The sequence below is a fragment of the Paracoccus sp. (in: a-proteobacteria) genome, assembly GCF_032007265.1.
Classification (GTDB): Bacteria; Pseudomonadota; Alphaproteobacteria; order Rhodobacterales; family Rhodobacteraceae; genus Paracoccus.
In genome coordinates this window covers 1-20,481 of record NZ_DALZMB010000075.1, presented here as the reverse complement: position 1 = coordinate 20,481, position 20,481 = coordinate 1, and the positions used below count along the sequence as shown (strand labels likewise).

The following is a 20,481-nucleotide window of genomic DNA, read 5'->3' as shown; positions in this document are numbered from 1 at the left end:
TGATCTTGGCGCAGGCGCCAGCGCCTATGCGCTGGATCTGGCCGACGAGGGCGCGGTTGACGCGGCCGCAGCCGCAGCGGGCGCGATTGACATTTTGATCAACAACGCGGGCATCACCGGTGGCAACGCCAAAACCTGGGAGCTAGAGCCTGCCGTCTGGCGTCAGGTGATGGCCGTCAACCTAGAGGCGCCCTTTCTGACCTGCCGGGCGCTGGTTCCGGGCATGATCGCGCGCGGCTATGGCCGCATCGTCAACATCGCCTCGATCGCGGGCAAAGAGGGCAACCCCAATGCCGCGCATTATTCCGCGTCAAAGGCCGGGGTCATCGGGCTGACGAAATCGCTTGGCAAAGAGCTGGCGGGCACTGGCGTCATCGCCAATGCCATCACTCCAGCCGCAGCGCGTACGCCGATCTTTGATCAGATGAGCCAAGAGCATATCGATTACATGCTGTCGAAAATTCCGCTGAACCGCTTCCTGGAAACCGAAGAGGTCGCGGCGATGGTGGCTTGGCTTTCCTCGCAGGAATGCTCTTTCTCGACCGGCGCAGTCTTTGACATCTCGGGTGGGCGCGCGACCTATTAACCGCGCGGATCACACGGAAGCCAATCCCAATAGAAAGGCCGCCAGATTGCTCCGGCGGCTTTTTTAATAGCATCGCGGGCCAAGGCTTCGCGGGCATGGATGAGCAATCAGGCTTAGGCCTCGTTATCCCAGCCAGAGATCTGCTTGCTGTCCATGAACTCCTCGATCCCCCAGACGCCACCCTCGCGGGCGCGCCCCGAGGCTTTCACCCCGCCAAAGGCCGAGCCGCGGCCACGGCTGACGCCGTTCATCTCGACCATGCCAGCGCGCAGCTTGCGAGCAAGGCGGTTGCGGCGATCACCGTCCTGGCTTTGGACATAGTTGGTCAGCCCATAGATCGTGTCATTGGCGATCTGAACGGCTTCTTCCTCGGTGTCGAAGGGAATGATCGACAGCACCGGGCCAAAGATTTCCTGACGTGCGATGGTCATGTCGTTGTTCACATCGGCAAAGACCGTCGGACGCACGAAATAGCCGCGATTGACGCCCTCGGGCAGACCAGTTCCGCCGGCGACCAGACGGGCACCTTCGTCGATACCTGCCTGAATCAGCCCTTGGATCTGATCCCACTGGCGCTTGCTGACCACGGGGCCGATATGGCGGCCCGGCTGATGCGCGGGGGCGACGGTGGTATCCTCGGCGACCTTTTTGGCGATCTCGACGGCCTTGTCGTAATAGGACCGCTCGACCAGCATCCGCGTCGGTGCGTTGCACGACTGGCCCGAGTTGTAAAAGACGTGCCGCGCGCCGCGCAGAACCGCTTTCTCATCCGCATCGGCAAAGACAAGGTTCGCACCCTTGCCGCCCAGCTCGAGCATGACCTTTTTCACCGTATCGGCGGCGGCTTTGGTAATGGCGATACCGGCGCGGGTCGAGCCGGTGAACGAGATCATATCGACATCCGGATGGGTCGAAAGCTGCGTACCGACCCCCAAACCGTCGCCGTTCACCATGTTGTAAACGCCCGCAGGCAGACCGGCCTCATCCATGATCTCGGTCCAGACGATGGAAGAAAGCGGCGCGATTTCCGAGGGCTTCAGCACGACCGTATCACCCGCCAGCAGCGCCGGGATGACTTTCAGCGTGACCTGGTTCATCGGCCAGTTCCAGGGCGTGATCAGACCGACCACACCCACCGGCTCCCATGCAACCATCGAGGTTGGCGATTGCGGGCCAAGCGGGCGGATGAACTCGAAGCTTTTGAAGGCTTCGATGAAATTCTCGATGTGATAGGTTCCGGCCTCGGTCTGGTCGTTCAGCGACATATCGGCAGGCGCGCCCATCTCGTGGCTGATCGCATCCGCCATATCCGGGGCGCGGCGCTTATAGATCTCCAGGATCTTTTCGACATATCTCAGTCGCTCGGCGGGCGCCGTCTCGGACCAGCCCGCAAAGGCCGCCTTGGCCGCCGCAACTGCGGCATCTGTATCGGCCTGATCGCCCAAGGAAATGATCGCAACGGGCTCTTCAGTCGAAGGGTCGATCACCTCAAGATCATTGGGGCGGGTCGGGTTGACCCACTGGCCGTTGATGTAAAATTGGCGCTTGTCTGCAAGTTCGGACATCAGTCGCTCCCCTGTTTCATTCGGAGCGCAAGTTGGCACTGCCACGGCCATAAGGCAAGCAGGCGCGCATCACTGCGGCCCGGATGCCAACGGACAGGCTGACAATCGCCCCCATGATCTTTATGTTAACGCAAGTCTTACAGAGGATTGGACCCATGTCCCTGCGTATCAACGATATCGCCCCCGATTTCACCGCCGCCTCGACCGATGGCGAGATCAAGTTCCACGACTGGATTGGCGACAGCTACGCCATTTTGTTCTCGCATCCGCGCGATTTCACGCCGGTTTGCACGACCGAATTCGGCGCTGTCGCGCAGCTGGTGCCCGAGTTTGAAAAGCGCAACACCAAGGTGCTGGGCGTCTCGGTCGACAGCGTCGAGGACCACAGCAAATGGAAACATGACATCGCAAAGGTCGCGGGTTGCCCGGCGAATTTCGCGATCATCGACGATACTTCGCTGAATGTCGCCAAGGCCTATGACATGCTTCCGGCCGAATTCTATCTGCCGACCGATGGCCGCACGCCCGCCCATTCGGCAACCGTGCGGACCGTCTTTATCATCGGCCCGGACAAGAAAGTCCGGCTGACCATGACCTATCCGATGTCGGTTGGTCGCAACTTTGCGGAAATCATGCGCGCGCTGGATGCAGTTCAGACCACCGACGGCGTCCCGCTGGCAACCCCGGCAAACTGGATTCCAGGCCAGGACGTCATCGTTGCCCTGTCGCTGGACGATGCCGCAGCCGAAGCAAAATACGGCGCGCTGGACAAAAAGCTGCCCTATCTGCGCTTTGCCAAAGATCCGAAAAACGGGTAAGATTACTCAAAAGGCCGCCTTGGGCGGCCTTTTTCTTCAGTTCGCCATGGGCTCGATCGGATCAAATTCCGCGATCAAAGCGCGGCGCATATAACGCCCGTCAAACGACAACTTGGGGATCGGCCTTTCGGGCAGGTCAAAGGCAAGATCAGCATAACGCCCCTGCTGCCCGTCCTGCTGAATTCCTTCGAAAATGTTCTCGGATTTGCGCGCCCATTCTTTGCGCTGCCGGTTTTCTTTATCGGTTTTTATCCCCCATTCGGATAGCCGATAACGCAAAGCAGTCCGCAGTTTACGAATGGGATTTTCCGGCTTTGAGGTCAGGTAATCCTCGCCAGAAATGCCCGCCGCCTGAAACATGCGTTGATAAACTGGGAAGAACTGGCCCTGAACACTGTCGGGATGGTCAGGCTTAAACCATGGTTTTTGGAAGCTTGAAAAATGCAGGAAGACGGGCTTGAACACCTGCTCAAGGCCATAATTAAACAGTGCTTTCTGATAGTTGAACCGCGGGCTTAGCTCGACCCAGCGGCCCTGAAAGTGATGGTTCAAGAAATCCTGATCCTGCATACGGGCACTTGCGCCATAGCGTTGCATGAATTGGGTCAAAGGTTGTGCAAAGTCGATGCTGCACCACGGTTTCTGGTCTAAAACCAGAATACCCGCATTGAAATAACGCTGGGACTTTAGCCCGATCCCGGCGCGCCATTCGTCGCGCGAAAGGCCAGCGGTATGCGGTGCGCAACCGATGGTCGAGCCATCCTGAACGGCGGCCAATCCATGTGGCAAATCAACCGAAAGAATAAACGGGTCCGCCACCATCGGGAAAACATCAGCGTCAATATAAATCAAACGATCATACTGAGCCAAAAGGTAGGGCGCAAAAATGCGGCAATAAACAATGCGCGGCCAGCTTTTGGTCGAAGGCAAATCCGAGGGGATCGTATCACGCATCAGATTGCGGTGAACAAAGACCCCATTCTGCCCAAGCTCGTCGCGCGCAACCTCGCCCTGCCCTTCAATAAAGACGTGAACGTCGATTCCCCACAATGAGCGAAGCCTTTTCGCCTGTGCCAGCCCGATACCAAGATATCCGTCATCTACAGTGATATAGAACGCGCAGCGCATTGCCTTTTTCCTTGCAATAAAAACGGGCACCTTTTTCAGGTGCCCGCTTAACATCATATAAGTAAAGCATTCGTTACCGAGATTACTCGGCCTGCTCTTCTTTTTTCGGTTCGGCGATTTCTTCACCGGTTTCCTGATCGACCATCTTCATGCCAAGGCGAACCTTGCCGCGATCGTCGAAGCCCAGAAGTTTGACTTTAACTTCCTGACCCTCTTTCAGAATTTCATTCGGGTGCTGCAGACGCTTGTTGGCGATCTGGCTGACGTGAACCAGACCGTCACGTTTACCGAAGAAGTTCACGAAAGCGCCGAAATCGACCAGTTTCACGACCTTGCCGGTATAGACCTTGCCTTCTTCCGGCTCGGCCACGATCGAATAGATCATATCATAGGCTTTCTTGATCGAGTCGGCATTTGCCGATGCGATCTTGATCACGCCGTCGTCGTTGATGTCGACTTTTGCGCCCGATACTTCGACGATTTCGCGGATGACCTTGCCGCCCGAGCCGATCACTTCACGGATCTTGTCGGTCGGGATGGTCATGGTCTCGATGCGCGGTGCATGAGCCGAGAACTCGTGGCGGCCTTCGGTCAGCGCATGGGCCATTTCGCCCAGGATGTGCATCCGGCCGTCTTTGGCTTGTGCCAAAGCCTGCTCCATGATCGCGGGCGTGATGCCTGCAACCTTGATGTCCATCTGCAACGAGGTGATGCCCTTATCGGTACCAGCCACTTTGAAGTCCATGTCGCCAAGGTGATCTTCGTCGCCAAGAATGTCGGTCAGAACCGCCCATTTCTCGCCTTCAAGGATCAGACCCATAGCAACACCAGCCACCGGTGCCTTCAGCGGAACGCCCGCATCCATCATCGCCAGCGAGCCGCCGCAGACCGAAGCCATCGAGGACGAGCCGTTCGATTCGGTGATCTCCGAAACGACGCGGATGGTGTAAGGGAAGTCGGTTGCAGCAGGCAAAACAGCCTGAAGCGCGCGCCATGCCAGCTTACCGTGACCGATTTCACGACGGCCCGGCGAGCCTACGCGACCAACTTCGCCAACCGAATAGGGCGGGAAGTTGTAGTGCAGCAGGAAGTTCGAGCGCGAGTTGCCGTGCAAAGCGTCGATGATCTGTTCGTCATCGCCGGTGCCAAGCGTGGTCACGACCAGCGCCTGAGTTTCACCGCGCGTGAACAGCGACGAGCCATGCGTGCGCGGCAGAATGCCGACTTCGCTGACGATCGGGCGAACGGTCTTGGTGTCGCGGCCGTCGATACGTGCGCCACCATTGATGATGTCGCCGCGCAGAATGCCCGATTCCAGCTTTTTCAGCGCCGAACCCAGGTTGGCATCGGCCAGCTCTTCTTCGCTCAGACCAGCCTTGATCGTCGCCTTGGTGGCTTCGACAGCGTCATGACGCTCGGCTTTGTCTTTCAGCGCATAGGCTGCACGCATCTGGGTCTCACCCAGCGAGGCAACTTTGGCGTAAAGCGCGGAATAATCGGGCGACTGGAAGTCGAAGGGCTCTTTGGCGGCAACTTCTGCCAGAGAGATGATCAGGTCGATGACCGGCTGCATCTGCTCATGGCCGAATTTGACGGCGCCCAGCATTTCCTCTTCGGTCAGCTCATAGGCTTCCGATTCGACCATCATCACGGCGTCTTTGGTGCCTGCGACGACCAGATCAAGACGCTGCTCGGGGTTGTTGCGCAGGTTGTCCATGTCCTGAACTTCAGGGTTCAGGATATATTCGCCATCGACGAAGCCGACGCGAGCGGCGCCGATCGGACCCATGAAGGGCACGCCCGAGATGGTCAGTGCAGCCGAAGCCGCGATCATTGCAACGATATCGGGATCGTTGACCAGATCATGCGACAGCACGGTGCACATCACCAGAACTTCGTTCTTGAAGCCAGGTGCGAACAGCGGGCGGCACGGACGGTCGATCAGGCGCGCGGTCAGCGTCTCTTTCTCGGACGGGCGTGCTTCACGCTTGAAGAAACCGCCCGGAATTTTGCCGGCGGCATAATATTTCTCTTGGTAGTGCACGGTCAGCGGGAAGAAATCCTGTCCCGGCTTCGGTGCTTTGGCAAAGGTGACGTTTGCCATGACACTGGTCTCACCCAGCGTTGCGATGACCGTACCGTCTGCCTGGCGGGCGACTTTGCCCGTTTCCAGCGTCAGGGTCTCTTGGCCCCACTGGATCGATTTTTTCACTTCATGAAACATCTATGTTCCCCTGGGCGCCAACCGGTCCCTCCGGTCGCCCCGTGTCATATGGCGACCCCATTGCCGCCTTCCCCCAATCCTTTGCATGTGCCCCGGGGGAGGGGGCCTCACGTCACAGATGGACGGCCCTTACAGGAAAACAAGGGTTTTGGGAAGCAACTTCTAAGCCTGATTGGCACAGCCCCGCCGAGGGTTCGGGGACATTGCAGCACAGATCAGCACCCTCTTGGTGCTGGTTCGCGGCGCGTCTTGCCCCATCTGAAAGCGGCCCAAACCCTGCCTTGGCGCGCCAATGAAAAACGCCCGCAGCGGTTGCTGCGGGCGTTTTCCCTGAAATCTTGAACCGGATTAGCGGCGCAGACCCAGTTTAGCGATCAGCGACTGGTAGCGCGCTTCGTCTTTGCGCTTGAGGTAGTCAAGCAGCTTACGACGGGTCGCAACCAGCTTCAGCAGGCCGCGGCGCGAGTGGTTGTCTTTTTTGTGGGTTTTGAAGTGCTCGGTCAGCGCTGCAATACGGGTCGACAGAACCGCAACCTGCACTTCCGGCGAACCGGTGTCGCCTTTGACCGTAGCGAATTCGGCCATGACGCGGCTTTTTTCTTCAAGAGTGATCGACATCGGGATCTCCTTTCAGGATAGAGAGATAATCAGGCACCGGCCGGGATGTCGTCCAGCGCGGGTCCGCAAAGCCCCTGGGGATTCGTCCCAAGGATGGCGGCCTATAAAAGAATTTCCGCAAAAATGAAAGGATATTCTTGATAAAACCCCAGCGAAACCACCCATCCTCATCCAGGCTTGCGACAAAAGCAGTCGTCAGGATCAATTTGGTGTTTTGACAAATCGGACCAGAATTTCCCGCGGATCCAACCCCTCGGCCCCGCGCAGCAGGCCCACCGAATGCCCATCGACCTGCAGCACGGTCATTCCATCGGCCCCCGGCGCAAGGCTGATCTCGGGCGGGGGTGTCGTCGGCGCACCTTCGATGCGGATTTCGATGCGGTCGCTGCCTTGGGTGAAATCGCCGATCACGGGTGGCGCATTTCCGGGATCGGTCAGCAGCACGAACAGGTCATCACCCCCCCCCCCTTCGGCATAATCGCCCGACATGGGATGCAGCGTGTCATTGCCCGCGCCGCCATGCAGCCAGGCACGACTGGGATCGGCCGAGCCAATCAGCAGATCGTCACCGTCATCGCCGCTTAGATCATCTTCGCCCGGTCCCGCGATCAGCGTGTCATTGCCCGCACCGCCCGAGAGCCAGTCGTCACCGGGACCGCCAATCAGCAGGTCATTACCTTCGCCGCCAAACAACGTGTCATTGCCGGGACCACCGATCAGCGTATCATTGCCCCCGTCGCCCGCCAGCATGTCATTGCCTGCGCCGCCACGCAAAAGATCATCACCGCCCGGACCATATTCGCCATCACCATGGATCCAGTCATCGCCATCACCGCCATCAAGCGTGTCATGGCCCTGCCCGCCCCAGATGTCGTCGCGCCCGTCATATCCGTAAATGACATCATCGCCTGCGGTGCCCGCCAGCCAATCACCACCGCTTGTGCCCAGAATGGTGTCACCGGGACTGCGCGGGATGACTTCCTCTTGTGGCCCGGGCAGGTGATCATCAGGAAATTCCGGGCCGGTCCCGCCCTGCCCGTCGCCACCTTCGCCCTTGTCGACATCTTCCGCGTCTTCCTCGGCCAGGTCTGGGTCGCGGGTCATCAGCGTCACAGCCTCAAGCGAGAGGCCGGCCAGTAAAAGGCAGATCACACCGCCGACCATCAACATGCTGCCACCCCATAGTGTTAAAGCGTGCTTACATGCCTGATCCTACAGCAAAAACCCAAGGCTCGCAGGCCAGATCTTAAGAATCGGTTAACTGGGCACCGCTCAGATATGCAGCCCCAGCCGCAAGGCATCATAGATCGCGGCATGGATATTTCGCGCCGAGACGGCATCGCCAATGCGGTAAAGCGTGAACGTGCCCTTGGGGTTTGCCGTGCCGAAAGGATCATCTCCGGCCAAAAGCGCGGCATAATCGACGGCACCCAAATTGCGGCTGAATGGCTTGAGCGCGAAATAGACCTCGTCCAGCGGCATGGTTCCGGCTTCCGTGAAGACCTGATCGACGGCGCGGCTTTCGCTATGGCTGGCCAGAAAGTCCGAGCCGAACTGCGCGGTCAGGCCATTTCCGTCCCGCGCAAGCCCGCTAAGCCGGGTATTGATCGTCACACGCACCCGGTTGCGATGAAAGGCACGCATATAAGGCACATGGTTCATCCCACCGATTTCCGGCGCAAGGCTGCGCTCGGGGGTGACCAGCTCGACCTCGGCCCCGGCATCCGAGGCGATTTCGGCAGCCGTCATACCGGCATGTCCCGCGCCATCATCCCAGATCAGCACCCGACCCGCAGGCTTGACCGCCCCCGAGATCAAATCCCAGCTGGACAGCGCCAGATCGCCGCCGGGCAAGGTCAGTTCGGGCGGCATGCCCCCCGTGGCCACAACCACCGCATCCGGGCGGGCGGCAATGATCTCGTCAGCCTCGGCGTAGTGGTTGGTGTGAATGCTCACGCCCAAGCGCGCCAACTCGTCCAGACGCCATGCGATCAGCCCATGCATTTCGCGCCGCCTTGGCAGGCGGGTCAGCAGGTTGACCTGACCGCCCGGCTCATCTGCGGCCTCATAGACCACCACCTCATGGCCACGTTCGGCGGCGACACGCGCGGCCTCTAGCCCGCCCGGGCCCGCGCCCACGACGATGACCTTTTTGCGGCTGGGGGCTGCGGGAATGTCATGGGGCATGGTTTCTTCACGCCCGGTTGCCGCATTGTGGATGCACAAAGCCCCCCCGCCCTCGTAAATGCGATCCAGACAATAGGTCGCGCCGACACAGGGCCGGATGCGGGCCTCGGCGCCTTCGCGGATCTTGCGGGCGATATGGGGGTCGGCGATATGGGCGCGGGTCATGCCCACCATATCCAGCTTGCCCGCGGCAATCGCATGGCGGGCAGTGGCGACATCGGGAATGCGCGCGGCGTGAAACATCGGCAAGCCGCTGGCCTGACGGACCTCACCCGCGAAATCCAGATGCGGCGCAGAAGCCATGCCCTGAATGGGGATCACCTCGGTCAAGCCAGCCTCGGTATCGATATGGCCGCGGATCAGGTTCAGGAAATCGACCTTGCCACTGGCGGCAAGGCGTCGGCTGATTTCCAGCCCTTCAGCGCGTCCCAGGCCATGTTCCATTTGCTCATCGGCAACCAGGCGCAATCCGACCAGAAAATCGGAACCGCAGCTGGCGCGGATCGCATCCAGCACGCGCCAGGTAAAGCGCAGCCGATTGTCCAGATCACCACCCCATTCATCGTCGCGGTGGTTGGTGGCGGGGGACCAGAAGCTATCAAGCAGATGGCCATAGGCCTCTAGCTCGATCCCGTCCAAGCCCGCCTCCTGCATCCGCGCCGCAGCCGAGGCATAATCCCCGACGATACGGTCGATGTCCCAATCCTCCATTGCCTTTGGAATGGTGCGATGGGCCGCCTCGCGCACGGCACTGGCTGACAGCACCGGCAGCCATTCATTGCTGGCAAAGCCGCCGCGCCGCCCCAGATGGGTCAGCTGGATCATCACCGCACAGCCCATTTCGTGGCAATCATCGGCGATTGCCTTCATCCAGGGCACGATGCGGTCATCATAGGCGTGCAAATTACCAAAGGCCGAGGGGCTGTCGGCGCTGACCAGTGCCGAACCTGCCGTCATGGTCAACGCCATGCCTCCGCGTGCCTTTTCGCGGTGATACAGCCGATAGCGGTCCTTGGGCATGCCCTCTTCGCCATAGGCTGGCTCATGCGAGGTCGACATGATCCGGTTTTTCAGGGTCAGATGCTTAAGCTGATAAGGTTGAAACAGCGGATCTTTGGTCATCGAAGGCAAGGTCATGGCTTGGCTTTCTGTGGCGCGCTAAAGGCATGAAGCATCAAGGCGACCGCCGCTCGCAAGCACGCGCCGCCGCCATCAGCTAAAAGTCTGATGCCCCTGCCCGCCCTCACAAAAAACCTGACCGAAAAGGCCAGCAGGTTTTGCTTGCGGCTGATCGGCGTCTTCGACGTGAAATCATGGCCTTGGGAACTTTGGCCGGGCCAAGGCTTTTATCCCTAAGCCAAAACCAAAATCTGACCGCGCCGCCCGAGCTGGCCCGGCCCGCCTGCACCTGCCGCTTGCCCACATCGGAGAGGAAGGATGAATACGTTACTGCGTGTATTTCTGCAAAAAGCCATCAGGACCGGAAACCTGACCGTGGTGGGTTATAGCGGAGATAAGTTTACCGTTGGCGACCAGACCGGCAATCCGATCATCTTGCGCTTCAACTCTGCTGCGGCCGAGCGCGCGGTCGCCGTCGATCCTGCGCTGAAGCTGGGTGAATGCTATATGGAGGGCCAGATCGACTTTGAGCAGGGCTCGCTTTACGACCTGATCATGCTGGCCTATCGCAATGCCGGTCGCCAGCTGATCGATGCGCCCTGGACCAAGCTGATCGAGCAGATGCGTATCGCATGGCGGCGCTTTCACCAATTGAATACCCGCCTGCGCGCACGCGGCAATGTCCAACGCCATTACGATCTGTCAGCCGCGCTTTACCGCATGTTTCTTGACCCCGACATGCAATATTCCTGCGCCTATTTCGCCCGGCCCGACACGGATCTAACAACCGCGCAACTGCTGAAAAAGCGCCATATCGCCGCCAAGCTGCTGCTGCGCGATGGTCAGGATGTGCTGGATATCGGCTGCGGCTGGGGGGGCATGGGGCTTTATCTGGCGCAGGTGGCACGGGCCAATGTCACCGGAGTCACGCTTTCGGATGAGCAATTGGCCGTGGCACAGCGCCGCGTGGTGACGGATGGCCTGACCGGTCAGGTCGATTTCCGGCTGCAAGATTACCGCGACATTGACCGCAGCTTTGACCGTATCGTGTCTGTCGGCATGTTCGAACATGTCGGGATCAACCATTACGATACGTTCTTTCGCAAATCTGCGGCAATGCTGCGCCAGGATGGGGTAATGCTGCTGCACACGATCGGGCGCGCCGATCCGCCGGGGGCAACCAACCCCTTTATCCACAAATACATCTTTCCCGGCGGCTATATCCCTGCCCTGTCCGAGGTGATGCATTCGGTGGAAAAATCAGGGCTGATCGCCACCGATGTCGAGATCTTGCGCCTGCATTATGCCGAAACCCTGAAGGCCTGGCGCGAAACCTTTATGGCGCACCGCGATCAGGCCAAGGCGATCTATGACGAGGCCTTTTGCCGGATGTGGGAATTTTATCTGGCGGGCAGCGAAGCCACCTTTCGCGAGGGCGGCATGGTCGTCTTTCAGATCCAGCTGGCCCACCGCGTCGAGAATGTGCCGATCACGCGCGACTATATCGCGCAAGAAGAGACCCGCCTTGCCGCCCAAGAGCACGGCCTTGGCATTCCCGCCCCCGCCTGGCCCGAAGATTGGCCGGCGCTTGCCCGTCCAGCGGTGGTGCGACAAAAGGAAGATGCCCCGCCGGGATGACGGCGGGGCATTTTGGTAGTCCGAAACATCACGGCTCAATCATCGCGAAAAGGCGTTGAACCCAGCCAGATCGGCCTCCATCCCGAAAAGATGTTCAAGCACCTTGGGCGAAGCGCGAAGCCCGTTGTGCTCGAATTCATTGGTGATCCACAGCCGCAGATTGCCTAGCCCACGCCCGGTTTCCAGCGACAAACCCTGATCGACATACATGTCATCGGTATAGACCGCTGCCGTCACCGGAACCTCATTGGCGGCCAGGCGGGCAAAATCATAAAGCGGCGCATCCAGTGGCATCCGTGCCAAGGCCTCTGCCGCTTGGGCAAAGGGGCGCAGGGCGCGGATCTCATCAAACATCCACGGATAGATCATCTCGCCGGTCAATTGCAGCGGGCGGCGGGTGGCGTCAAATTCCGGGAACTCGCTTAAAACCCGTTCGGCCGCCCAATCGGTGCTTTGTCCGTTCTGGGCATAGATGGCCTCGTGGATCGCACCAAACAACGGGTTTTGATCAAAAGAGGTCGCCTCGCGCAGTGACGCCAAAAAGCTGTCACTCAACTGACCATCAGCGGCAAATGCCTCGTCGAGCATCCAATGCAGCGCCTCGAAACCATCGGACATGCCCAGCCCCATGCCCAGATATTGCAGCCGCCGCACGCTAAGACGATCCCCATCGGGCAAGCGTATATCCTGCCCCGCAACCATATCCGCGATCCGGTCCAACACGGCACGGTCTTGCGGGTAGCGCGCAAAATATTGGGCGTTCTTGTCCAAAACACGCGGATAGGTGTGGCGATAGATCTGCTCGGCCGTCGCCGAGATCCCGGCCAGCCCACCCGTGATATAGCACCCAGCCAAAGCCTCGGGTGCGTGGGACAGATAGCTTAACGTCAAAAAGCCGCCATAGCTTTGCCCCAGACTGTACAATTTGCGCCCCTCGAAAAGGGTTTTGCGCAAGTGTTCGGCATCGCGAATGATGCTGTCGGCGCGAAAATGGGACAGATAGCGCGCACCTTGCGCCGCAGACATCTGGCCGATGTGACGACCCTGAACCGGGCTAGAGCGCCCCGTGCCACGCTGATCCAGCAAAAGAACGCGAAAGCGGCGAAGTGCGACGGCCAGCCAGCTCGGCCCGCCCCCCAACGGACGCGGAGATTTTCCCCCTGGCCCGCCCTGAAAATAGACCAGTACCGGCAAATCCCGATCCTGCTGGCCATGCGCCACGACTTCGCGGGCAAAGATGTTGATCTTTGCGCCATCGGGCTGCGCCCAGTCCAAAGGAACCGCAGCCTCATGGTCACGGATATGCATGCCCGGAATCAGATATGCGCTCATCTTGGCCCTCCCAATGGGTCGCGAACCACGGCGCATGCGCCCCGGCTGCAGCCCTGACAATCAACATCACCTGTCACATACGCCCCCGTCCCAGACAGTGCAAAGGTCAACCCAAGCCCCAAAGTGATCACGTCGCCATTCGCAAACGTGATCCTTTGTGATATGTATGATTGATACGCTTGCCTTAGTTGTATTCCTTTACGCCCTGAAGTTTTTCCCAAAACCCACGGACTTAATGCAATTTCGCACCGCCTTTCGCCCGATGCCCCTCAGCCACCCCGCGCGCAAGCGGGTCGAGCGAAAGTGTCGCGGTCAGATGCACAGCATTCCCATCTCAGACAGTCCCGGCCCGGTCGGCAGATGCTATTGGACTGCGCAAGCCGCAGCGGCCAAAGACCCGGCCTCGTCGGTGCAACATGGCTGGCTGGTCAATATCTATCCTCGAAAGCTGGTTTTCTGCGTCCATCATGCCGTCTTGCGACTGCCCTCGGGGGGGCTGCTCGATCTGAAGAAATATCCGCTGAAGACGGTGAGCAAGGTCAGTTTCATCCCCAATGACGACCTTGTGCCGCGTCTGGACCGACCCGAGTTCATAGATCAGATCTGCCTTGCCTTGTCGGATGCCCCCGAGGTGCGCGATTACATCACCTTTGGCCGCAAGCAGGTTCAGCTGCGCCGAGAAATCGCCAAGATCAATTACGAAGCCGAGGCCGTCGGGGCCGGGCCGGTCAAGGAAAATCGCCCCCCTCCGCAGCTTGCGGCGCTTGAGGCCGAGCTTTACCAAAATCAGCGCCGGATCGATCATATTCTGGCGGCGCTGGCGCGCTAAGCCCGCCCGCCGGGATCGGCCCATCTCATAGATGGCGCGCCCGCATCAAAAGAAGTGACCCCGCCGCGGATGCGCAATTGCGTGGCGAATTCCCGCGATTTGCAGGCAAAGACAGGGTTTCGGCGGGCATAATGGCCCCGCCCCAGTCCGCGCATCGGCCTGCGCCCCGGCACGCGCACCGGCCTGCACAGCGCAAGCCACCGCAGGGCCAATTTGATTGCGGTGTTTGGTGTGATGCTAGATGTGCAATGCCCGGTCCAGCGCCTTTAGGCAGGCCTCGTGCAGCGCCTCGGATCTTGTGGGATGGGCGTGAATGGTGCCGATGATATCGCCCAGCCGCGCGCCCATTTCCAAAGCCAGGGCAAAGCCCGCTGCCTGTTCCGAGATGGCGTGACCGACCGCCTGAATGCCAAGAATTTCCTGATTATCCTTGCGGGCGGTGACGCGAATGAAGCCATCATCGCGCGCCTCGGTCATCGCGCGACCATTGGCTGCCAAGGGAAACTGACCGATCAGCGTCTCGATCCCTTCGGCCTGCGCCTCTAAGGGCGACAAGCCGACCGAGACGATCTCAGGATCGGTGAAACAGACCGCCGGAATTGCGCGGTGATCCCAGGCGCGGCGGAGGCCTGCGACGATCTCGGCCACCATCTCGCCTTGCGCCATCGCGCGATGGGCCAGCATCGGCTCGCCCGTCACATCGCCAATTGCAAATACCCCGCGCATCGATGTGCGGCACTGCGCATCCACCGCAAGGAACTCGCCGTTCATGGCAAGGCGCAGCCCCTCGATCCCGGCTTGACGCGACAGCGGACGGCGACCCGCTGTGACAAGGATCTTTTCCGCGGCAATTTCGATTGCGGCATCGGTGACGGCAACCCGCAACGCCCCTCGCTCTGACAGCCCCCCTGCCCGCGCCCCGGTCATGACCTTGATCCCAAGCGCAAGCAAACGCTGCGCGACGGGCCGCGTCAGATCGGCGTCATATTGCGGCAAGACCCGCGGCCCCGCCTCGAGCACCGTCACATCGCTGCCCAATTTTGCAAAGGCAATGCCCAGTTCAAGCCCGATATAGCCCCCGCCCACAACCACCAGCGTCTTGGGCACCTCGGTCAAGGACAGCGCCTGAGTCGAGGTGATCACCCGCCCGCCAAACGGCAGCGAGGCCAGCTCGACCGGGGCAGATCCCGTGGCAATCACCACGGCCTCGGCGCGGATCAGGACCGGACCTTCGGGGGTTTGCACCAAGACGGTCTTGCCGTCGCGCAGGGTCGCTGTTCCCGCAATCAGCCGCGTATTTGCCTTGCGCAGCAGCGTCGAGACCCCGTTGTTCAGCCGCTCGACGATACCGTCCTTCCAGGCCATCGTCGCGCCCAGATCGAGCTTTGCCCCCTGTGCGGAAATCCCCATTTCCGGGCTTTGAGACAGCGCGGTGATGCGGTGAAATTCCTGCGCGGCATGGATCAGCGCCTTAGAGGGGATGCATCCCATATTCAGGCAGGTGCCACCGGGGGGCTGGGGATCGACCACCACCGTATCCACCCCCAGCTGCCCCGCCCGGATGGCGCAAACATAGCCACCCGGGCCAGCACCGATCACCAAAAGGCGGCATGAAATCTCGCGCATGTCAGGCCTCCACAAAGATCAGGGCGGGGGTTTCCATCAGCTCTTTCAACCGCGCCACGAAAACAGCGGCATCCCAGCCATCGATGACGCGATGGTCAAAGCTGCAAGAGATGTTCATCATCTTGCGTGGCTCAAAGGCGGTGCCATTCCAAAACGGACGCACGGCCAGCCTGTTGATGCCAATGATCGCAACCTCGGGCGCATTCAGGATCGGGGTCGAGGCCACCGCCCCCAGCACGCCCAGCGACGTCACGGTAATGGTCGAACCGGCCAGCTCTTCTCGCTTGGCGCTGCCATCGCGCGCAGCCTGTGCCAGCCGCGCGATTTCCGCAGCCGTATCGCGCAAACCCATCGCTTCGGCATGGCGCAGAACGGGGACCATCAGCCCATTGGGGGTCTGGGTCGCAATTCCCAGATGAACGGCACCAAAGCGGCGCACCACACCCTGATCGGGCAGGTATAGCTGGTTGATCGCCGGATGATCGCGCAAGGCGCGAACCAAGGCGCGGGCGATAAAGGGCAGCATGGTCAGCCGCGCGTCAGCTGTGTCGACATTCATCCTTGCGCGCAGATCCTCTAGCGCGGTCGCGTCGATTTCTTCGATGATCGTGATCGAGGGGATCTGATTGGCCTCTTGCATACGCTCGGCAATACGGCGCCGCAGGCCGATGACCTTGATATCTTCGATCTTGGCCTGTGCGCGCGCCCCCGAGGCCTTGGGTAGACCACCCGTCGCAATGAACGCATCCAGATCATCATGGGTGATGCGCCCACCCGGCCCGGACCCGCGCACAAGTCGCAGATCGACCCCACCATCACGCGCACGCCCGCGCACCGAAGGCGATGCCACGGGCTTTTCGCCCTCGCCACGCAAAGGGGCGGTCATCACATGCGAAAACGGATCAGCGCCAGTGTGGCCCGGGCGGCCAAAGGCTGCACCTGTCGCCGCCGTCTCATGATCTGCGACATGGCCGCCGTTGGTGGCCGGGTTTTTCTCGTCCGGCTCTGTGATGCCTTGGGCTGCGGCGCTTAGATCAGCTAAGGGGTGCCCCGCCTGCACCTGTGGCTGTCCTTCTGCCCTTGCCGCCCCTGTATTGGCTGCATTGGCGCCCCGGGCACTTGCCCCCGCATGGCCCGCCGCAGCATGGCTGCCCGCGCCTTGGCCGCCACCTGTGCCCCCTCTGGTTGGGCGCAGACCCAGATTGCCGTCGCCATCCACCTCCAGCCGGATCAGTTCGCTGCCAACGGCGATTTTGTCGCCCGGCTCTCCGGCAAGCCACAGCACCTTGCCCGTCACCGGCGAGGGAATTTCCACCGTCGCCTTATCCGTCATCACGGCAACCATCGGATCATCTTCGCGGATGGTCTGCCCCACCCCGACCAGCCATTCTGCAATCTCTGTCTCGGCGATGCCTTCGCCAATATCGGGCATTCGGATCGAATGGATACCCATTTCAAACCTCCTCGATCAATTCGCGCAACGCCTCTGAGACGCGCGCAGGGCCGGGGAAATAGCTCCATTCATGGACATGCGGATAGGGTGTGTCCCAGCCCGCCACCCGACGCACCGGTGCCTCGAGGTGAAAAAAACATTCCGCCTGAACCTGCGCCGCCAACTCTGCCCCAAAGCCCGAGGTCAGCGTGGCCTCATGCAGAACCAGACAGCGCCCCGTTTTGTTGACCGAGGCCGTAATCTTGTCCAGATCCAGGGGGACCAACGTGCGCAGGTCGATCACCTCGGCATCGATCCCGCTTTCCTCGGCTGCGGCCAAGGCGACGTGAACCATCGTGCCATAGGTCAGAATGGTTGCCGCCTGCCCAAATCGACGGATGATCGCACGCCCCAAGGGAACCTGATAATGGCCCGTGGGAACCTCGGCCAGATCATGGCCCTTCCACGAGGCGACGGGGCGGTCGTGATGGCCATCGAATGGTCCGTTATAAAGCCGCTTCGGCTCGAAAAAGATCACCGGGTCGGGATCTGAAATCGCGGCCAGCAACAGCCCCTTGGCATCATAGGGGTTAGACGGCACGACCGTTTTCAGCCCGGTGACATGCGTAAAAAGCGCCTCGGGGGACTGGCTATGGGTCTGCCCCCCGAAAATCCCGCCCCCCGCTGGCATGCGGATCACCATCGGACAGGTAAACTCTCCTGCGGTGCGATAGCGGATGCGGGCAGCCTCGGACACGATCTGATCATAGCCCGGATAGACGTAATCGGCGAACTGGATCTCGACCACCGGGCGCAATCCATAAACTGCCATGCCGATCCCCGCGCCCACAATGCCGCTTTCGTTGATCGGCGCATCAAAGCATCGCGTCTTGCCATATTTACGCTGCAGCCCGGCCGTAACGCGGAAAACGCCGCCGAAATAGCCGACATCTTCACCAAAGACGACCACGCGCTCATCGGCACCCATCGCGGTGTCCAAAGCGTCGCGGATCGCCTCGATCATGGACATGTTTGGCATGGCTCAGAACCCCGCTTCATGGCGCTGACGCAGCAAATGCGGCGGCATTTCGGCATAAACATCCTCGAACATATCGCGCGGGCTGGGGTGATGGCCCTGATGCAGCGTGCCGATCGCCTCGGCCTCTTTTTGGGTGGCCGTGACCTCGGCCATGATCTGGGCCTCGGCCTGGGCATGCCGATCTTCCGACCAGATCCCCAGCGCAATCAGATGGTTCTTGAACCGCAAGATCGGATCGCCCAAGGGCCAGGCCGCACTTTCTTCGGCCGGGCGATAGGCTGAAGGGTCATCCGAGGTCGAATGCCCACCCGCGCGGTAGGTCACATATTCGATCAAGGTCGGGCCAAGATTGCGCCGGGCCCGCTCTGCCGCCCAGCGGGCCACGGCGCAAACCGCCAGATAATCATTGCCGTCAACCCGCAGCGAGGGAATGCCAAAACCCAGCCCTCGGGCCGCAAATGTACCCGCGCCACCGCGTGCAATCCCCTGAAACGTCGAAATCGCCCATTGATTGTTCACGATATTCAAGATCACCGGCGCCTTATAGGTCGAGGCAAAGACAAGCGCGGCGTGGAAATCGCTTTCTGCGGTCGATCCATCCCCGATCCATGCCGCCGAAATCTGACGCCCGCACGAGATCGCCGACGCCATGGCCCAGCCCACCGCTTGAATATACTGCGTCGCCAAATTCCCCGAGATCGAGAAAAAGCCATATTCCTTGGTCGAATAAAGAACTGGCATCTGACGACCCTTCAGCGGATCCTTTTCGTTGGAATAGACCTGATTCATCATGCTCGACATGGGATAGCCCTGGGCTATCAAAAGCCCCGCCTGACGATAGGTGGGAAAGTTCATATCCCCCGGCCGCAACGCCAGCGGAAACGCACAAGAGACTGCCTCTTCGCCCAGATGCTGCATGTAAAATGAGGTCTTTTGCTGCCGTTGCGCCATCATCATCCGCGCATCATAGGCCCGCAACGTCATCATATCGCGCAACCCCTTCAGCAAGGTCTCACCATCCAGATCCAGCCCTTCCGCCCAGGGCCCGACCGCCTGACCATCGCGGTTCAGAACACGGATGATGGTAAAGGCCAGATCACGAATAGCTTCGGGATCGACATCGACCTCGGGTCTGCGCACCGTGCCCGCTTTGGGGATCTGAACCTTTGAAAAATCTGGCTGCCCGCCCGGCCTGACCTCGGGCTCGGGAACATTCAGGCTCAGGGGCGCAAAATCTTGTGGCGTCTCATGTCCCATTCGGCAGCTCCTCTCATGCCAGCCCAGCCGGCCCTGCACAGGCAGCCCACCCGGAACAGGGCTTGATAAGGCAACGAACAGCCCGCATCAGCCGTTCCCCAACCTGCCCCGTTCAAGGCCACCGCTCTGGGCGCTGATCCTGACCTCATGAACAGATCCTGTCGCAGTTCAGGCAGAATTTCCTTTCGATCTTTTGAATTTCGGGCAGGATTGCAAAAGAATCTTTCCTTATTCTTCATCAGAAAAATACCCAATGCTGCCCGAGATCAAAAAGCTTGATGCCATTGACCGTCGCATCCTGCGCGCCCTGCGCCGCGATGGGCGGCTATCGAACAACCAACTTGCCGAAGAGGTGGGCCTTTCGCCCTCGCCCTGCTGGCAACGCACCCGCAGGCTCGAGGCTGATGGCTTCATCCGCGGCTATACCGCTTTGCTGGATGCTGAAAAGTTGGGTGCCAGTGAAACCGTGATCATCGAGATCATGCTCGACCGCCATGACGAAGCCGTCCTTGAGGCCTTTGGTCGCGCCATGGCCGCCATGCCCGAGGTGATCGAGATCTATCTGACCACGGGCGAATACGATTACTTCGTCAAAGTCGCGGTCGCGGGAACGCGCGGATATGAAGAATTCTTGCGCAAAAAGCTTTCTCGGGTACCGGGTATCCGCCAATCGCGCTCAAGCTTCGTGCTGAGCTGCCTCAAAGAGGGCGGCGTGCCCATTCCCGATTGAACCCCGCCCGCCACTAGTTCAGCAGCAAGGCCTCGCGAAAGGATTTGGCGCTCAGCAACACTTCCTTGCTTTCGCCTTGCGCGGCATCGCTCATGGCTTGCCCGGTCAGTTTCTGGGCATAGATCACCGCTTCAGACAGCGATTTGCCCCGGCCAAGCCCCGCGATCACCAGACCCGTGAACAGATCACCCGTCCCTGATTTGGCAAAAGGCAAAAGCGGCGCGCAATGGCGGGTGATCGCGCCTTGATCCACGATCAGGCTTTCGATCTGATCGGCGGGGGTCTCTTTTAAGATGCAACCGGTACAAATCAGCCGCGCATCCGCCTTCAGGCCCAGCCGCGCCTCAATCCAG

16 protein-coding genes and 1 pseudogene are annotated in these 20,481 nt (G+C 60.2%); 5 read left to right on the top strand and 12 right to left on the bottom strand.

Annotated features, from left to right (window positions below; translation table 11 throughout):
• On the top strand, positions 1-586 hold a 586-nt coding region (locus RTS12_RS14690), incomplete at its 5' end, for an SDR family NAD(P)-dependent oxidoreductase (protein WP_312529820.1).
• A gap of 113 nt (positions 587-699) precedes the next feature.
• On the opposite strand, the gene RTS12_RS14685 is transcribed toward RTS12_RS14690, so the two are convergent.
• The gene (locus tag RTS12_RS14685) at positions 700-2,151 is read right to left on the bottom strand and encodes an aldehyde dehydrogenase family protein (RefSeq protein ID WP_312529818.1); all 1,452 of its coding nucleotides are present in this window, start codon (positions 2,149-2,151) and stop codon (positions 700-702) included.
• 155 nt (positions 2,152-2,306) lie between these two features.
• On the opposite strand from RTS12_RS14685, the gene RTS12_RS14680 reads away from it, so the two are divergent.
• The gene (locus RTS12_RS14680; protein ID WP_312529817.1) at positions 2,307-2,969 is read left to right on the top strand and encodes a peroxiredoxin; all 663 of its coding nucleotides are present in this window, start codon (positions 2,307-2,309) and stop codon (positions 2,967-2,969) included.
• A 36-nt stretch (positions 2,970-3,005) separates the two neighbouring features.
• Here the strand turns inward: RTS12_RS14680 and RTS12_RS14675 are convergent, their stop codons facing one another.
• The 5 genes from RTS12_RS14675 to RTS12_RS14655 form a co-directional block, all read right to left on the bottom strand.
• Positions 3,006-4,223 (bottom strand): glycosyltransferase, encoded by a 1,218-nt coding sequence (locus tag RTS12_RS14675; protein WP_312529815.1) that lies wholly within the window; start codon positions 4,221-4,223, stop codon positions 3,006-3,008.
• Complete coding sequence (gene pnp / locus RTS12_RS14670) at positions 4,180-6,321, bottom strand: polyribonucleotide nucleotidyltransferase (RefSeq protein WP_312529813.1); 2,142 nt, start codon at positions 6,319-6,321, stop codon at positions 4,180-4,182. Before pnp ends, RTS12_RS14675 begins: the two co-directional genes overlap by 44 nt.
• Before the next feature lie 348 nt (positions 6,322-6,669).
• Entirely contained in the window at positions 6,670-6,939 is a 270-nt protein-coding gene (gene rpsO / locus RTS12_RS14665) for a 30S ribosomal protein S15 (RefSeq protein ID WP_312529811.1), read from the bottom strand.
• Positions 6,940-7,140: 201 nt separating this feature from the next.
• A complete protein-coding gene (locus RTS12_RS14660) occupies positions 7,141-8,109 on the bottom strand; it encodes a calcium-binding protein (protein WP_312529809.1) in 969 nt (322 codons plus the stop codon).
• A 102-nt stretch (positions 8,110-8,211) separates the two neighbouring features.
• Positions 8,212-10,248 carry an FAD-dependent oxidoreductase gene (locus tag RTS12_RS14655; RefSeq protein WP_312529822.1) on the bottom strand — a complete coding sequence of 679 codons (2,037 nt, stop codon included), beginning with the start codon at positions 10,246-10,248 and terminating at the stop codon, positions 8,212-8,214.
• 315 nt (positions 10,249-10,563) lie between these two features.
• Between RTS12_RS14655 and RTS12_RS14650 the strand changes: the two genes are divergently transcribed.
• Positions 10,564-11,883, top strand: coding sequence for a cyclopropane-fatty-acyl-phospholipid synthase family protein (locus tag RTS12_RS14650; RefSeq protein ID WP_312529807.1), 1,320 nt, complete (start codon positions 10,564-10,566; stop codon positions 11,881-11,883).
• A gap of 39 nt (positions 11,884-11,922) precedes the next feature.
• Here RTS12_RS14650 and RTS12_RS14645 read toward each other — a convergent pair whose 3' ends face one another.
• Positions 11,923-13,215 (bottom strand): alpha/beta fold hydrolase, encoded by a 1,293-nt coding sequence (locus RTS12_RS14645; RefSeq protein WP_312529805.1) that lies wholly within the window; start codon positions 13,213-13,215, stop codon positions 11,923-11,925.
• A 235-nt stretch (positions 13,216-13,450) separates the two neighbouring features.
• Here RTS12_RS14645 and RTS12_RS14640 point away from each other — a divergent pair, with 235 nt between their 5' ends.
• Positions 13,451-14,044 carry a hypothetical protein gene (locus RTS12_RS14640; RefSeq protein ID WP_312529803.1) on the top strand — a complete coding sequence of 198 codons (594 nt, stop codon included), beginning with the start codon at positions 13,451-13,453 and terminating at the stop codon, positions 14,042-14,044.
• A 237-nt stretch (positions 14,045-14,281) separates the two neighbouring features.
• Here the strand turns inward: RTS12_RS14640 and lpdA are convergent, their stop codons facing one another.
• Genes lpdA through RTS12_RS14620 form a run of 4 tightly spaced genes read right to left on the bottom strand, consistent with a single transcriptional unit; the run spans position 14,282 to position 19,398 of the window.
• Complete coding sequence (lpdA, locus tag RTS12_RS14635; RefSeq protein WP_312529801.1) at positions 14,282-15,670, bottom strand: dihydrolipoyl dehydrogenase; 1,389 nt, start codon at positions 15,668-15,670, stop codon at positions 14,282-14,284.
• A gap of 1 nt (position 15,671) precedes the next feature.
• A complete protein-coding gene (locus RTS12_RS14630) occupies positions 15,672-17,123 on the bottom strand; it encodes a dihydrolipoamide acetyltransferase family protein (protein ID WP_312529799.1) in 1,452 nt (483 codons plus the stop codon).
• Position 17,124: 1 nt separating this feature from the next.
• Positions 17,125-18,141: an alpha-ketoacid dehydrogenase subunit beta gene (locus RTS12_RS14625; RefSeq protein ID WP_312529797.1), complete on the bottom strand. Its 1,017-nt coding sequence runs from the start codon at positions 18,139-18,141 to the stop codon at positions 17,125-17,127.
• 3 nt (positions 18,142-18,144) lie between these two features.
• Complete coding sequence (locus RTS12_RS14620; RefSeq protein ID WP_312529795.1) at positions 18,145-19,398, bottom strand: 3-methyl-2-oxobutanoate dehydrogenase (2-methylpropanoyl-transferring) subunit alpha; 1,254 nt, start codon at positions 19,396-19,398, stop codon at positions 18,145-18,147.
• Positions 19,399-19,651: 253 nt separating this feature from the next.
• Here RTS12_RS14620 and RTS12_RS14615 point away from each other — a divergent pair, with 253 nt between their 5' ends.
• On the top strand, positions 19,652-20,128 hold the full coding sequence (locus tag RTS12_RS14615) for an Lrp/AsnC family transcriptional regulator (RefSeq protein WP_312529793.1): 477 nt from the start codon (positions 19,652-19,654) through the stop codon (positions 20,126-20,128).
• Between the two features lie 13 nt (positions 20,129-20,141).
• On the opposite strand, the pseudogene RTS12_RS14610 reads toward RTS12_RS14615, so the two are convergent.
• Positions 20,142-20,481, bottom strand: a pseudogene (locus tag RTS12_RS14610) (pyridoxal kinase); the annotation flags it as partial.